General features: G+C 68.6%; 15 protein-coding genes. 11 read left to right on the forward strand and 4 right to left on the reverse strand.

The window, feature by feature from the left end:
• Positions 1–245 (reverse strand): pilus assembly protein N-terminal domain-containing protein (locus AC1DZ6_RS06695; protein WP_477096418.1); only part of this gene is annotated, 245 nt, incomplete at its 3' end.
• A gap of 312 nt (positions 246–557) precedes the next feature.
• Here AC1DZ6_RS06695 and AC1DZ6_RS06700 point away from each other — a divergent pair.
• From AC1DZ6_RS06700 to AC1DZ6_RS06745, 10 genes are all read left to right on the forward strand, one after another.
• Entirely contained in the window at positions 558–734 is a 177-nt protein-coding gene (locus AC1DZ6_RS06700; RefSeq protein ID WP_477096419.1) for a Flp family type IVb pilin, read from the forward strand.
• A 76-nt stretch (positions 735–810) separates the two neighbouring features.
• Complete coding sequence (locus AC1DZ6_RS06705; RefSeq protein WP_477096420.1) at positions 811–981, forward strand: Flp family type IVb pilin; 171 nt, start codon at positions 811–813, stop codon at positions 979–981.
• Between the two features lie 115 nt (positions 982–1,096).
• Positions 1,097–1,609 (forward strand): A24 family peptidase, encoded by a 513-nt coding sequence (locus AC1DZ6_RS06710; protein ID WP_477096421.1) that lies wholly within the window; start codon positions 1,097–1,099, stop codon positions 1,607–1,609.
• A gap of 207 nt (positions 1,610–1,816) precedes the next feature.
• Positions 1,817–2,707 carry a Flp pilus assembly protein CpaB gene (gene cpaB, locus AC1DZ6_RS06715; protein ID WP_477096422.1) on the forward strand — a complete coding sequence of 297 codons (891 nt, stop codon included), beginning with the start codon at positions 1,817–1,819 and terminating at the stop codon, positions 2,705–2,707.
• Positions 2,704–4,437 carry a type II and III secretion system protein family protein gene (locus AC1DZ6_RS06720; RefSeq protein WP_477096423.1) on the forward strand — a complete coding sequence of 578 codons (1,734 nt, stop codon included), beginning with the start codon at positions 2,704–2,706 and terminating at the stop codon, positions 4,435–4,437. The genes cpaB and AC1DZ6_RS06720 overlap by 4 nt, the downstream gene beginning before the upstream one ends.
• A gap of 10 nt (positions 4,438–4,447) precedes the next feature.
• On the forward strand, positions 4,448–5,173 hold the full coding sequence (locus AC1DZ6_RS06725) for a CpaD family pilus assembly protein (RefSeq protein WP_477096424.1): 726 nt from the start codon (positions 4,448–4,450) through the stop codon (positions 5,171–5,173).
• A complete protein-coding gene (locus AC1DZ6_RS06730; RefSeq protein ID WP_477096425.1) occupies positions 5,173–6,747 on the forward strand; it encodes a CpaE/TadZ family protein in 1,575 nt (524 codons plus the stop codon). The genes AC1DZ6_RS06725 and AC1DZ6_RS06730 overlap by 1 nt, the downstream gene beginning before the upstream one ends.
• A 3-nt stretch (positions 6,748–6,750) precedes the next feature.
• A complete protein-coding gene (locus AC1DZ6_RS06735) occupies positions 6,751–8,283 on the forward strand; it encodes a CpaF family protein (protein WP_477096426.1) in 1,533 nt (510 codons plus the stop codon).
• 3 nt (positions 8,284–8,286) lie between these two features.
• Complete coding sequence (locus tag AC1DZ6_RS06740) at positions 8,287–9,267, forward strand: type II secretion system F family protein (RefSeq protein ID WP_477096427.1); 981 nt, start codon at positions 8,287–8,289, stop codon at positions 9,265–9,267.
• Positions 9,268–9,279: 12 nt separating this feature from the next.
• Positions 9,280–10,254 (forward strand): type II secretion system F family protein, encoded by a 975-nt coding sequence (locus AC1DZ6_RS06745; protein WP_477096428.1) that lies wholly within the window; start codon positions 9,280–9,282, stop codon positions 10,252–10,254.
• A 19-nt stretch (positions 10,255–10,273) separates the two neighbouring features.
• On the opposite strand, the gene AC1DZ6_RS06750 is transcribed toward AC1DZ6_RS06745, so the two are convergent.
• From AC1DZ6_RS06750 to AC1DZ6_RS06760, 3 genes are all read right to left on the reverse strand, one after another.
• The gene (locus AC1DZ6_RS06750; RefSeq protein ID WP_477096429.1) at positions 10,274–10,972 is read right to left on the reverse strand and encodes a hypothetical protein; all 699 of its coding nucleotides are present in this window, start codon (positions 10,970–10,972) and stop codon (positions 10,274–10,276) included.
• Positions 10,969–11,526 carry a hypothetical protein gene (locus AC1DZ6_RS06755; RefSeq protein ID WP_477096430.1) on the reverse strand — a complete coding sequence of 186 codons (558 nt, stop codon included), beginning with the start codon at positions 11,524–11,526 and terminating at the stop codon, positions 10,969–10,971. Before AC1DZ6_RS06755 ends, AC1DZ6_RS06750 begins: the two co-directional genes overlap by 4 nt.
• Positions 11,527–11,663: 137 nt before the next feature.
• Positions 11,664–12,497 carry a tetratricopeptide repeat protein gene (locus AC1DZ6_RS06760; protein ID WP_477096431.1) on the reverse strand — a complete coding sequence of 278 codons (834 nt, stop codon included), beginning with the start codon at positions 12,495–12,497 and terminating at the stop codon, positions 11,664–11,666.
• An 87-nt stretch (positions 12,498–12,584) separates the two neighbouring features.
• Here AC1DZ6_RS06760 and AC1DZ6_RS06765 point away from each other — a divergent pair.
• On the forward strand, positions 12,585–13,329 hold a 745-nt coding region (locus tag AC1DZ6_RS06765), incomplete at its 3' end, for a M17 family peptidase N-terminal domain-containing protein (RefSeq protein ID WP_477096432.1).

Raw genomic sequence — 13,329 nt, forward strand, 5'->3', positions numbered from 1 at the left:
TCGAAGGCCAGGACGGTGGTCGCGCCGGCCTTCTTGCCCAGCACCACCAGGGTCCGCTCGTTGACCAGGCTGACGTCGGCCACCGAGGGATCGCCCACCACGATGTCGCGGACGGGCGCGCTCAGCGTGATGCGCGCGGCGCCGCCGGCGCTGACCGAGAGCGGCGCGGACGGGCTGTCGGCGACGGCGACGGTGGCGACGGAGAGGCTCAGACCGGCGCAGAGGACGAGAGTCAGGCGGCGCATGAAGGTGTCTTCCCAGGCTTTGTACACGAYGAGAATGCCTCGGAATGGTCAATAAAGAACTAAGCTCGATGCTTGTGTATTCTTCCCGACAATTGAGAAACCGTTGCCGCATAAGGGCTTTTGACCCTCCGAGCTGTGGCATAGTTAAGAGAAGCTAATGGTAAACCAAAATAAACCAACGAATAAATTTGCGAAACTATCGGCTGTTTACTCAGCATTAAGCGAGGTGGGGCAAATTGATCGTGTTTTCGGGGGTGAGCAAGTCGACACGGCTTGAGAGCCCAGATCCACTTACTGACCAGGAGATCCACCATGTCGAAGTTTGTCACCCGCTTCCTGAAAGATGAATCCGGCGCCACGGCCATCGAATATGGTCTGATCGTCGCCCTGATCGCCGTCGTGATCGCCACCATCGTCAGCACGCTGGGCGGTCACCTGAAGGACGCGTTCGACAAGGCCGACAAGGCCGTCACCGGCACGCCTTCGTAAGCCGCTTACACTCGAAAAGAGGGCCTCGGCAGCAATGCCGGGGCCTTTTTTTTCCTTCGATCCAGGAACCTCAGCCATGTCGAAGTTCGCAAGCCGCTTCCTGAAGGACGAATCCGGCGCCACGGCGATCGAGTACGCCCTGATGGCCACCATGATCGCCGTCGTGATCGTGGGCATCGTGGGCGTGGTGGGCGGCCACGTGAGAGACGCGTTCCAAAAGGGCGACGACATCTTCAAGGGCGGCTAGCCCGCCGGTCCACGTCCTGAAGTCCGATCTCCGCGGCCAGAATTCCGCCGCCCGGGAAACCATTGCTTCATGCGATCGGCGCAGACTGCCGTTCGATTGAACAGGCTAGGCCGTCATGCAGACCATTCAGTTCGCCCTGCTGCTCATCTTCCCCGCGCTGGTGGTCGTCGCCGCGCTGAAGGACGTGACCAGCTACACCATTCCCAACTGGATCTCCCTGGCCCTGATCGCCGCCTTCGCGCCGGTGGCCCTGGTCAGCGGCGCTTCGCTGGCGGCCCTGGGCCTGTGCCTGGCGGCCGGCCTGGTCGCCCTGCTGGTCGGCATGGGGATGTTCGCGGCCGGCTGGATCGGCGGCGGCGACGCCAAGCTGTTCGCCGCGTCCGTCCTGTGGCTGGGCTGGCCGGCCTCCGCGTCGTTCATGCTGGTCACCGGCATGGCGGGCGGGGCCCTGACCCTGGGCATCCTCAGCCTGCGCTCGGGCTGGTTCGAGCCGGTCCTGGCCGGCAGTCCCGCCTGGGTCCGCAGGCTGGGCGCCCAAGGCGCCGACATTCCCTACGGCGTGGCCATCGCGGCCGGCGCCCTGATGGCTTTTCCGCAAGGCGCCCTGGCCCTGGCCGTCGGCGTCTAGGGCGCGAGCGGTCAAGTTCCAGGCAAGCGGCGCCCCGCGTCAGCCTGTCGCGCCGCCGACCCGCCTTTCGGAGCGGCGCCTTTAGCCGCTGTTAACCATGGCCGCGCGAGTGTGCGACGCGGCCAGAATGGCCGTTCGACGATTTGCGCGTGATCGCCTGAAGGCGGCTCGCTCCGACCTGTATCCCCGTCGTTAGAGCCCGCCCGCATGAACCCTCTTCGCGTCATGATCGTTCTGGTCGCCGCCGTCGCGGCCATCGGCCTGGCCGTGGTCATGCAGAAGGCGATGAGCGGCAAACCCGTTTCCGCGCCGATCGTCCAGACCGCCGCGCCGCCCGCCAAGCCCATGACCCAGGTCCTGGTCGCCAAGCGCGACCTGGCGATCGGCGACCGCCTGGCCGCCGGGGACGTCGACTGGCAGCCCTGGCCCTCCGACTCCGTCAACGCCGCCTTCATCACCAACGGCGCGGCCGATCCCATCCCGACCAAGGCCGCCGCCAAGGCCGCCAAGGCCGTCGGCGACGCGGCCGAGGGCATGATCGGCGGCGTCACCCCGGAAAAGGCCGTCGAGGGCGCGATCGTACGCGACCCGATCCTGTCCGGCGAACCCATCACGGCCCGCAAGATCGTCCGCGGCGGCGAGGGCGGCTACCTGTCGGTGGTCCTGGGCCCCGGCAAGCGCGCCATGGCCGTGCCGATCACGTCCGAGACCGCGGTCGGCGGCTTCGTCCTGCCCGGCGACCGTGTCGACGTCATCCAGACCCGCGAGGCCCAGAGCGTCGGCGAGGGCGACGGCGCGGCGATCAAGCAGGTCGTCGCCGAGACCGTCATCCAGAACGTCCGCGTGCTGGCCCTGGACCAGACCACGGCGGCCGGCAAGGACGCCAAGACCATTGTCGCCTCCACCGCCACCCTCGAGGTCGGTCCGATGGAGGCCGAGGCCCTGAGCCGCGCCAAGGCCGCCGGCCCGGTGACCCTGACCTTGCGCGCCTACACCGACCTGGGCGGTCCCTCGGGTCTGGGCGTCGCATCGCAAGATTCCGCCGTCGTCCGCATCAACCGCGGCGGCCAGACCTCCAGCATCTCGGTTCGCCCATGATCCGCCGGCTCTCCTCCGCCTCGCTCGCGGCCTTGTTGGTCCTGACGCCGTCGACCGCCGCCCTGGCCGACGGCCCGGCGGCCGGCACGCACCTCTACCGGACGCCGGCCCGCGTCGTGTCGCGTCCCATCGAGACCCCGGTCATGGCCCCGCCCGCCGACCAGGTGCTGCGCATCGACCTGACGGCCTCGGGCGCCCAGACCCTGGCCCTGTCGCGCGGCAAGTCGGCGATCATCGAGCTGCCGGTCGACGTGCGCGACATGCTGGTGACCAATCCGGCCGTCGCCGACGCCGTGCTGCGCGGCCCGCGCCGCATCTACGTCCTGGGCATGGCCCTGGGCGCGACCGACGCGGTGTTCTTCGACGCCTCGGGCCGCAAGATCCTCAGCCTGGCCATCCGGGTCGAGCAGGACTCCACCGCCCTGGAGGACACCCTGCGCCGCGTGCTGCCCAACGCCAGCATCCAGGTGCAGGCGATCCGCGACAGCGTGATCCTGACCGGATCGGTCGCCAACACCGGCGAAGCGGGCATGGCCTCGCAAATCGCCAGCCGGTTCGTCGACAAGCCCGACAACGTGCTGAACATGCTGACCATCGCCGGCAAGGACCAGGTGATGCTCAAGGTCCGCATCGTCGAGGTCCAGCGCAACATCATCAAGCAGCTGGGCGTCTCCAGCAGCGTCCTGATCAACGACGGCTACAAGACGTACGGCCTGGGCCAGGGCGCCACCTACGGCGTCAACGGCGCGCTGATCGGCGGCGCCGACCTCTGCTACGGCCGCAACAACATCCGCACCACGAACTACGCCAACAACACCGGCACGACGAACCAGAGCGGGACCAGTTCGTCGACCAACAGTTCCACCTCCTTCGGGTCGTCCAACACGACCACCACGACCACCGACCCGAACCTCAGCCCGCTGACCACGTCCAGCACCGGGACCTCGTCCTCGAGCGGTACGAGCTCGGGCTCGTCCAACTCTCTGACCAACCTGATCAGCAGCGCGGCCTCGACGGCCTATTCCATGGCCACCGGCGGCAAGACCAACCTCTGCCTGCAGGCCTTCGAGCGGGTGGGCCTGGTCAAGACCCTGGCCGAGCCCAACCTGACCGTGGTGTCGGGCGAGGCCGGCAAGTTCCTGGTCGGCGGCGAGTTTCCGGTGCCGGTCGCCCAGGACGCGATGGGCCGCATTTCGCTGGAGTTCAAGCCGTACGGCGTGGGTCTGGGCTATACGCCGGTCGTGATGTCGGGCGGCCGCATCTCGCTGAAGCTGTCGACCGAGGTCTCGGAGCTGACCAGCCTGGGCGCCTTCACCCTGGCCAGTTCGTCGGGCGGCACCAATCTGAGCGTGCCGGGCCTGACGGTCCGGCGGGCCGAGACCACCGTCGAACTGCCGTCCGGCGGCTCGCTGATGATCGCCGGCCTGCTGCAGCAACAGACCAAGCAGAACGTCGACTCGCTGCCGGGCATGACCAACCTGCCGATCCTCGGCTCGCTGTTCCGTTCGCGCGACTATCTGAATGGCGAAACCGAACTGGTGATCATCATCACCCCCTACATCGTCGACGCGACCAAGTCGCAGGACCTGCAGACCCCGGCCGACGGCCTGCAGACGGCCAGCGACATGAGCACGGTCCTGCTGGGTCGGCTCAACAAGGTGGTCAAGGCGCCGGCCGGCGCGAACAGCGGGCGCGCTTACCAAGGCCCCGTCGGCTATGTGATCGAGTGAGAACGCGGACATGACGCGACCCCATCCTTCTTCGCCCCAGAGGGCTTTCGCTCCGGTCTCGACCCTGGCCGCCGCTGGCCTGGTCGTCGCCTTGCTGACCGGCTGCGCCTCGTCGCGCGCCGGGCCCGAGACGGCCGCCGCCGCCCTCACCCCCACCGAGCAGTGGACCGACCGCGTCTACGTCGACGCCCATCCGGACGAGGTGCTGCTGGCCCTCCACGCCGGCGGGCTGTCGGACAACCAGAGCCAGGCCCTGGACGGACTGCTGCGCCGCTGGCTGGCCGCCGAGGCCCGCGAGATCGTGGTCAGCGCCCCGATCGGCGGGACCGGCGGCGACGTCGCCGGCCGCATGGCGGTCGCCGCCCGCCTGCGCCTGGTCGCCATGGGCGCGCCGCCCGCCTCGGTGCGGGTGATGGGCTATGACGCCGCGGGCGCGCCGGGCGCGCCGCTGAAGGTCGGCTTCAAGCGCTACATCGCCCAGGTTCCGAAATGCGGCGGTTGGGAGAACATCACCGGCACGCGCAACAACACGGCCTACGAGAACTTCGGCTGCGCGGTGACCGCCAACATCGCCGCCCAGGTGGCCAATCCCGAAGACCTGCTGAGCCCGCGTCCCGAGGGTCCGATCGACTCCGGGCGGCGCGCGACCGTGCTCGACAAGTACCGCAAGGGCGAGGTCACCTCATCGGCCAAGGACGAGCAGTCCAGCGGCGTCGTTTCGAAGGTGGTCAACTGATGACCACGCGTAACGATCACGACCCCTTCGACCTGGGCTTCGACGCCGACGACGATTTCGCGACGCCGGGCGCCGACGCCTGGCAGGCCGCGCCGGCGGCGCGCTCGAACGCCGACGACCCGTTCGCCGATTTCCCGCCGGTTCGGCCCCGCGAGACCGCTTCGGCGTCGTTCGCCGACCTGCCGCCGACGGCGCCGCCCTACACGCCCAAGCCCTCGCCGGCCGCCGCCGCTCCTGTGGCCCCGCCAGCAGCGGCCGCCGCGGCGACCCAGGCCGTGCCGATCGACGCCGCCGCCCCGGTCGCGCCCGCCGCCTATCCGGTCGGCGCCACCCAGGCGCTGGTGCAGGAAGTCATCGCCGCCGCCGACGCCGACATGGGCGAGGCGGCCGTGCCGCGCATCACCATCCACGCCTTCTGCGCGCGCCCCGAGACCATCGCCCTGGTCGAGGCCGCCTCGGCCGACCGCCGCATGGCCCGCGCCTCGACCACGGCCCGGCCCGGCGGGCTGGAAGCCGCGGTGGACTACTATCAGAACCAGTCGACCCCCTCGCTGGTGCTGGTCGAGAGCCTGGACCCGGCGCCGCGGATGCTGGCCTTGCTGGACGGCCTGGCCCAGGTCTGCGACGCGGGCACCAAGGTCGTGGTCGTCGGCCAGACCAACGACATCGCCCTCTATCGCGAACTGATGCGGCGCGGGGTCAGCGAGTACATCACCCAGCCCCAGGGCCCGCTGCAGATCATCCGCGCGGTGTCCGGCCTCTATGCCGACCCCTCCGCGCCGTTCGTCGGCCGGCAGATCGCCTTCGTCGGCGCCAAGGGCGGCGTCGGCTCCTCGACCCTGGCCCACAACTTCGCCTGGTCGATGGCCGAGCGCGTGCAGGCCGCCACGGTGATGGTCGACCTGGACCTGCCGTTCGGCACGGCCGGCCTCGACTTCAACCAGGACCCGCTGCAAGGCGTGCTCGACGCGCTGAGCCAGCCCGACCGGCTGGATCCGGTGCTGATGGACCGCATGATGGTTCGCTGCGGTGACCGCCTGTCGCTGTTCGCCGCGCCCGGCACCCTGGACCAGGACTACGAGATCCCGGCCGACGCCTTCGAGGAAGTCACCCAGAAGATCCGCGGCGCCGCGCCCTTCGTGGTGCTGGACCTGCCGCACAGCTGGAGCGCCTGGACCCGCCAGGTGCTGATCGGCAGCGACGACCTGGTCGTGGTGGCCACGCCCGACCTGGCCAGCTTGCGCAACGCCAAGAACATCGTCGACCTGGTCCGCCAGGCCCGGCCCAACGACGCCCCGCCGCGCCTGGTGCTGAACCAGGTGGGCGTGCCCGGCCGGCCCGAAATCCCGGTCAAGGACTTCGGCGAGGCCCTGGGCCTGACGCCGTCCCTGGTCCTGCCGTTCGATCCCAAGCCCTTCGGCCTGGCCGCCAACAACGGCCAAATGGTCGCCGAGGTGGCGCCGAGGTCGAAGGCGGCCGAGGGCATCGATCACCTRGCGCGGCTGATCAGCCGCCGCGAACCGCCGGCGCCCCAGAAGACGTCGGTCCTCTCCAGCCTGTTCAAGAAGAAGTAGGGCATGTTCGGCAAGCGCGATCAGGCCGCCGCCCGCACGGAGCAGCCGCCGCCGCCGGTCTCGACCGGCGCGCCGGCCATCTCCACGCGTCCGCAGCGCGTCGATCCCTCCGCCAACGACTCCGAGATTCCAGCCGCTTCGGTCGCCGCCGCGGCGCCGTCCGCCGCGCCCGCCAAGGCGACGGGGCCGCGCGCCACCAACGGCCTGGAGCAGCTGCGCGCCGCCCAGGGCGCGCCGCCGACCACCAACGTGGTCCGCGAGCAGAGCGACTATTACCACGCCACCAAGACCACGATCTTCAACGCCCTCCTGAACACCATCGACCTGTCCCAGCTGGCCCAGCTGGACCTGAAGGCGGCGGCCGAGGAGATCCGCGACATCGTCGCCGAGCTGGTGGCGATCAAGAACGTCTCGATGTCGGTGTCCGAGCAGGAGCACCTGGTCCAGGACATCATCAACGACGTCCTCGGCTATGGCCCGCTGGAGCCCCTGCTGGCCCGCGACGACATCGCCGACATCATGGTCAACGGCGCGCACCGGGTGTTCATCGAGGTCGGCGGCAAGGTCCAGCTGACCAATGTCCGCTTCCGCGACAACATGCAGCTGATGAACATCTGCCAGCGGATCGTCAGCCAGGTCGGCCGCCGGGTCGATGAAAGCAGCCCGATCTGCGACGCCCGCCTGCCCGACGGCAGCCGCGTCAACGTCATCGCGCCCCCGCTGGCTCTGGACGGTCCCACCCTGACCATCCGGAAGTTCAAGAAGGACAAGCTGACGATGAAGAATCTGGTCGACTACAAGTCGATCAGCCCCGAGGGGGCGCGGGTTCTGGGCGTCATCGGCGCCTGCCGCTGCAACATCGTCATCTCGGGCGGCACCGGCTCGGGCAAGACCACCCTGCTCAACACCATGACCGCCTTCATCGACCCGACCGAGCGGGTGGTGACCTGCGAGGACGCGGCCGAACTGCAGCTGCAGCAGCCGCACGTGGTGCGCCTGGAAACCCGGCCGCCCAACCTGGAAGGCCAGGGCGCGGTGACCATGCGCGACCTGGTCAAGAACTGCCTGCGGATGCGTCCCGAGCGGATCATCGTCGGCGAAGTCCGCGGCCCCGAGGCGTTCGACCTGCTGCAGGCCATGAACACCGGCCACGACGGCTCGATGGGCACGCTGCACGCCAACAGCCCGCGCGAGGCGATCAGCCGGATCGAGAGCATGATCACCATGGGCGGCTACGGCCTGCCTTCGAAGACCATCAAGGAGATGATCGTCGGTTCGGTCGACGTCATCGTCCAGGCCGCCCGCCTGCGCGACGGTTCGCGCCGCATCACCCACATCACCGAGGTGGTCGGGCTGGAAGGCGACGTGATCGTCACCCAGGACCTGTTCGTCTACGAAATCCAGGGCGAGGACGCCGACGGCAACGTGCTGGGCAAGCACCGCTCGACCGGCATCGGCCGCCCGCGCTTCTGGGATCGCGCCCGCTATTACGGCCTCGAGCGCGAGCTGGCCGAAGCGCTCGACGCGGCGGAGTAGGCGATGCTGTTCATCCTCGCCGGCGTCCTGGGCTTCATCACCATCGCGGGGTTGGGCTTCGTGCTGGCCGGCGGCGGCGACGGCGGCTCGGCCAAGACCGTCAAGCGCGCCCAGCTGATCGCCGGCGGCGACCGCCAGGCCCTGGCGGCCCGCGCCAAGGCCGTCGCCAACACCCCCGACGCCCGCCGCAAGCAGATCCTCAAGACCCTGAAGGAACAGGATCTGGAGAAGAAGAAGGCGTCGCTGACCATCGCCGCGCGCCTGCGGGCCGCCGGCCTGGGCGACAACGTCCAGATGTTCTGGATCATCAGCGGCGTCATCGGTCTGGTGATCGGCGTGGCGCTTCTGGTGCTGCGCCAGATGCCGATCATCGCCCTCGGCGCGGCCTTCGCCGCGGGCTTCGGCCTGCCGCGCTGGGTGGTCGGCATGCTGGCCAAGGCCCGCACCAAGAAGTTCACCGAGGCCTTCTCCGACGCCATCGACATCATCGTGCGCGGCATCAAGTCGGGCCTGCCCGTCCATGACTGCCTGAAGATCATCGGCAAGGAATGCCCCGAGCCCCTGGCCGGCGAGTTCCGCATGCTGACCGAGAACACCGGCATGGGCATGTCGATGGACCAGGCCCTGGAGCGCATGTACGAGCGCATGCCGACCAACGAACTGCGCTTCTTCACCATCGTCCTGACCATCCAGTCCAAGACCGGCGGCAACCTGGCCGAGGCGCTGGGCAACCTGTCCACCGTGCTGCGGGCCCGCAAGCTGATGGCCGAGAAGATCAAGGCCCTGTCGGCCGAAGCCCTCGCCTCGGCCGTCATCATCGGCTGCCTGCCGCCCGGCGTGGTGGTGATGATCTCGGTCACCGCGCCGGCCTACATGGCGCCGATGTTCACCGACAATCGCGGGCACATCATGCTGATGATCGCCGCCTTCTGGATGAGCACCGGCATCTTCGTGATGCGCAAGATGATCAACTTCAAGTTCTAGGAGGAGGCGACCATGATCGAGATGCTCACCAATCCCCAGAACCTGTTCAGCGCCTTCATCGCGATCGTGGTGTTCGCCACCATCGTCACCCTGGCCTCGCCGATGCTGAGCGGCAACGGCCTGGAGGGACGGCTGAAGTCGGTGGCCAACCGCCGCGAGGAGCTGCGCCGCCGCTCGCGCGAGGCCATGTCCCAGAAGGGCGGCGCCGGCAGCCTGCGCCACGCCGACGAGGGGATGTACAAGAACGTCGTCGACCGCCTGCAGCTGTCGCGGCTGCTGGAAGACCCCAAGGTCGTCGACAAACTGGCCCAGGCCGGCTTTCGCGGACCCAAGCCCGTCTCGACCTTCTACTTCTTCCGCTTCGTCATGCCGTTCGTGTTCTCGGTGATCGTGGCGTTCTACCTCTATGTGATCAACGACTTCGGCCTGCTGGCGATGCAGAAGATCGCCGCCTGCATCTTCGCCCTGGCGGCGGGTTATTACGCGCCCAACCTCTACATCTCCAACATCGCCCAGAAGCGCCGCGAGTCGATCGTTCAGGCCTTTCCGGACGCCCTGGACCTGATGCTGATCTGCGTCGAAAGCGGCATGTCGATCGAGGCGGCCATCGCCAAGGTCGGGGCCGAGGTGGGCGGCGCCTCGCTCGAGCTGGCCGAGGAGCTCAGCCTGCTGACCGCCGAGCTCAGCTACCTGCCCGAGCGCCGTATGGCCTATGAGGGCCTGGCCCGGCGGACCAACCATCCCGGCATCCGCTCGGTGGTCACCGCCATGATCCAGGCCGAGCGCTACGGCACCCCGCTGGGCGCCGCCCTGCGGGTGATGGCCAAGGAAAACCGCGAGCTGCGCCTCTCGGCGGCCGAAAAGAAGGCCTCGGCCCTGCCGGCCAAGCTGACCGTGCCGATGATCGTGTTCTTCCTKCCCGTGCTGTTCATCGTGATCATGGGTCCGGCGATCATCAAGATCCAGGACGTGATGAAGAACCGCTAGGGCGGCGGAGGAGCAGACTCTAACCGCAGCGGGCGGAGATGGTCGCGGTGTATTGGCCCGCGCCCCGCTTGGCTTTCATGCCGAACTGATAGGTTCCGGTCGACAGCGGCAGAGGGCTGTAGCGACCCTGGGTGCCTATCAGCGACGCCCAAATCTTCGAACCCCGATCGGAAAACACGGCGATCCCGACGTTGAAGCCCGTGCCGCGCGGCGGGGTGATGAATACCTGGCAGTCGCCCTCCAGCTTGAAGACGAGCCTGTACTCGGCCTTCCCGTCGGCATCGAGGAACTCGTTGACGTCATAGGCTCGGTTGGAAATGTCGATCGCCGGGTCAAGATAGGGGCGAAGGATCGAGGCCGCCTTGCCGGGGGTCGTGCTGGCGATGTCCAGCCGGCTGACGAGGTCTCGCACCAGCATGAGAATCTCGTCGGTGTCGTTGCTGATCTTGTCGATCTTGGCGTTGAGGACCGTCGCCATGGTTTGAAGATCGCTCGTCGTCAGTATCTTGCGACTGGCCAGTTCATTCAGGCGGGCGACCGCCTTGGCCAATTCGGGGGTGTTCTGGCTGCAGTTCAGTTCCAGCCGATTAACGCTCGAGTTCAGGATGATCGGACTGCCGCAGCCCTGGGTGCTGTTCTGCGGTCTCTGGGCGTTGGCGAAACTGGCGGGCAAGCACCACGCGAAGAAACAGAGCGCGGTCAGAAGCAGACGTTTCATTTGTCGGGCTCGCTGCTGGGGGCGGTAACGTTGGTGATGCTGCCGATGTTGCTGCCGCTGATGATCGGCGAGTGGTCGCCGGTCGTGCTGTTGGTGACCCGCGGCGGGGCCGGGCGTGAAGCACGAACCGCCGCCTTGTCACCATCGGCTGGCGCAGGGTCGCCAGCGGCGTCTTCGGCGCGGGGAGGCGGAGGATCTTCGACGAGAATGCCTCGTTCGCGAAGGGCGAACTCGGTCTGCTGCTTGAGGCACAGCCTGTAGGCCTCGTATTTGAGTACACCGTTGGCGTCAGAGCCGATCGTACTAACGATCGCCCCGACCCGCGCGGAGGAAACCTTCGCTTCGGAATTCAACGCCCGCAACCGGGGCGCCAATTCAGCGATCAGCCCGGCCTTGCCGGTTTCGGTGAAGCCCATGGCGCAGCTGTCGGCGATTCTGCGCGCGGCGGCGTCTTCCGGTGACTCTGCGGGGGCGGCTTGCCTGCTGAACGCGAACAAAGCAGCCGCCAGGATGGCCGCCGCCAAAACCCCAAGTCCGATCAGCAGGTTACGCATTGCTCGGATCACCCCGCCCCGACGAGAACATTGCTCGCCGTATACGGGTAGCACGTGCGTTAACTCGCGACTATCACGGTTAAGCTTCAACGTCGTTTTGCGTTGACGCTGGCCAAGTCGCGGTCAGCGGAGCTTGCTTACCCGCCCGCCTTCACCGCGTTCCACGAGCGGGTCGCGCCTTCCTGGCCGATGGCGGCGCGCAGCCAGGCCAGGTTGTTGTCCACCGACTCCGGCGGCAGATCCTGGCGGGCCAGCTTTTCGGCCTCGTCGAGGCGGCCTTGCAGCCCGACCACCAGGGCCAGGTTCTGGCGCACCTGGATGGTGGCGGTGGGCAGGGCGGCGGCCTGGCGCAGGGCGGTCTCGGACCCCTTCAGGTCGCCGGTCGAGGCCAGGTGCATGGCCAGGTTGGTCAGGGGAACGGCTTCGCCCGGGGCCAGGGCCACGGCCTGGCGGTGGGCCGCCAGGGCCTCGTCGTCGCGCTTGGCCTGCTCGTAGGCCACGCCCAGCAGCGAGGGCGGGCGCCAGTCGCGCGGCTGCAGGGCGGCGGCCTTGCGGCCCGGCTCGATGGCGTAGAAGCCCTGGCCGCGCGCCACGTCGGCCCGCGCTGATTCCATCAGGGCGTCGTAGTTGTCGGGGGCGACGATCAGGATGCGGGCGGCCGCATCGGCGGCCTCGTCATAGCGGCCCAAGGCGCGCAGGGCCTGGGCCAGGTTCACGCCCGCCTCGACGTCGCGGCCGTCGCGCTCGGCCTCGGTCGACCAGAAGGCCATGCGGGTCAGGGGATCGGCGCGCCGCATCTCGGCCCGCTGGGCCGGCGTGGCCTTGCGTGGCGGCTCGGGCGCGGCGACCTCGGGAGCGGAGGCCGAAGCCTTGGCCCGCTTGGCGCCGGCGTCAGCCGAGCCCGCCGTCAGCACGCCAATGGCGAGAACGGGGGCGAGAACGGTTGCGAGGAGCGCGCGCTTGCGACACATGAAGACAGATCTCCCGACGGTCCCGCATCCTCGCGCGCGGCCCTCAAGGAATCGTTAAGCATAATTCTTCACCTGCAGGGCGCGCCCATGTCGGAACCGATCATCGCCGCTTCGTCCCGGGCTTCCGAGGACGGCGCGCCGACGCCCATCCACTGCCTGTACGAGTCCGAACTGGCCGCCTTCGTCGAGGCGCGACCCAGCTTCGTGAAGGGCTTCGTGGCCCTGGAGGACTTCAAGGCCAAGGCCGGCCAGGTGCTGGTTCTGCCGACGCCGCAAGGGGCCGTGGACCGCGTGCTGCTGGGGCTGGGGGCCAAGGGCAAGGCCGAGGCCATGCTGTTCCGCGCCCTGCCGGGCCGCCTGCCGGCCGGCGACTACCGCCTGGCGGCGATTCCCGAGGGCCTGGACGCCGGCCAGATCGCCCTGGCTTTCGCCTTGGGCAGCTACAAATTCGACCGCTATCGGCCCAAGAAGGACGAGGGGCCGCGACGACTGGTCGCGGACGAAAACGTCGATCTGGACGAGGTCCACGCCGTCGCCCACGCCTGCGCCCTGGCCCGCGACATGGTCAACACCCCGGCCAACGACATGGGGCCGCTGCAGATCGAGACCATCGCCCGCGAGATCGCCGAGCGTTACGGCGCGAGCCTGGACGTGGTGCTCGGCGACGACCTGCTGGACCAGAACTATCCCGCCGTCCACGCCGTGGGCCGCGCCGCCGTGCCGGCCCGCGCGCCGCGCATGCTGGAGTTGACCTGGGGCAATGGAGCCCACCCGCGCGTAGCGATCATCGGAAAAGGCGTGGTGTTCGACACCGGCGGTCTCGACATCAAGC

Source organism: Caulobacter sp. P1_B12_2 (assembly GCF_056406675.1).

Coding starts and splice junctions, on each gene's coding strand:
- AC1DZ6_RS06735 (WP_477096426.1), top strand. CDS start 6,751: ATGTTCGGCAAGCGCGATCAGGCCGCCGCCCGCACGGAGCAGCCGCCG.
- AC1DZ6_RS06760 (WP_477096431.1), bottom strand. CDS start 12,497: ATGTGTCGCAAGCGCGCGCTCCTCGCAACCGTTCTCGCCCCCGTTCTC.
- AC1DZ6_RS06725 (WP_477096424.1), top strand. CDS start 4,448: ATGACGCGACCCCATCCTTCTTCGCCCCAGAGGGCTTTCGCTCCGGTC.
- AC1DZ6_RS06700 (WP_477096419.1), top strand. CDS start 558: ATGTCGAAGTTTGTCACCCGCTTCCTGAAAGATGAATCCGGCGCCACG.
- AC1DZ6_RS06720 (WP_477096423.1), top strand. CDS start 2,704: ATGATCCGCCGGCTCTCCTCCGCCTCGCTCGCGGCCTTGTTGGTCCTG.
- AC1DZ6_RS06710 (WP_477096421.1), top strand. CDS start 1,097: ATGCAGACCATTCAGTTCGCCCTGCTGCTCATCTTCCCCGCGCTGGTG.
- AC1DZ6_RS06750 (WP_477096429.1), bottom strand. CDS start 10,972: ATGAAACGTCTGCTTCTGACCGCGCTCTGTTTCTTCGCGTGGTGCTTG.
- cpaB (WP_477096422.1), top strand. CDS start 1,817: ATGAACCCTCTTCGCGTCATGATCGTTCTGGTCGCCGCCGTCGCGGCC.
- AC1DZ6_RS06740 (WP_477096427.1), top strand. CDS start 8,287: ATGCTGTTCATCCTCGCCGGCGTCCTGGGCTTCATCACCATCGCGGGG.
- AC1DZ6_RS06755 (WP_477096430.1), bottom strand. CDS start 11,526: ATGCGTAACCTGCTGATCGGACTTGGGGTTTTGGCGGCGGCCATCCTG.
- AC1DZ6_RS06705 (WP_477096420.1), top strand. CDS start 811: ATGTCGAAGTTCGCAAGCCGCTTCCTGAAGGACGAATCCGGCGCCACG.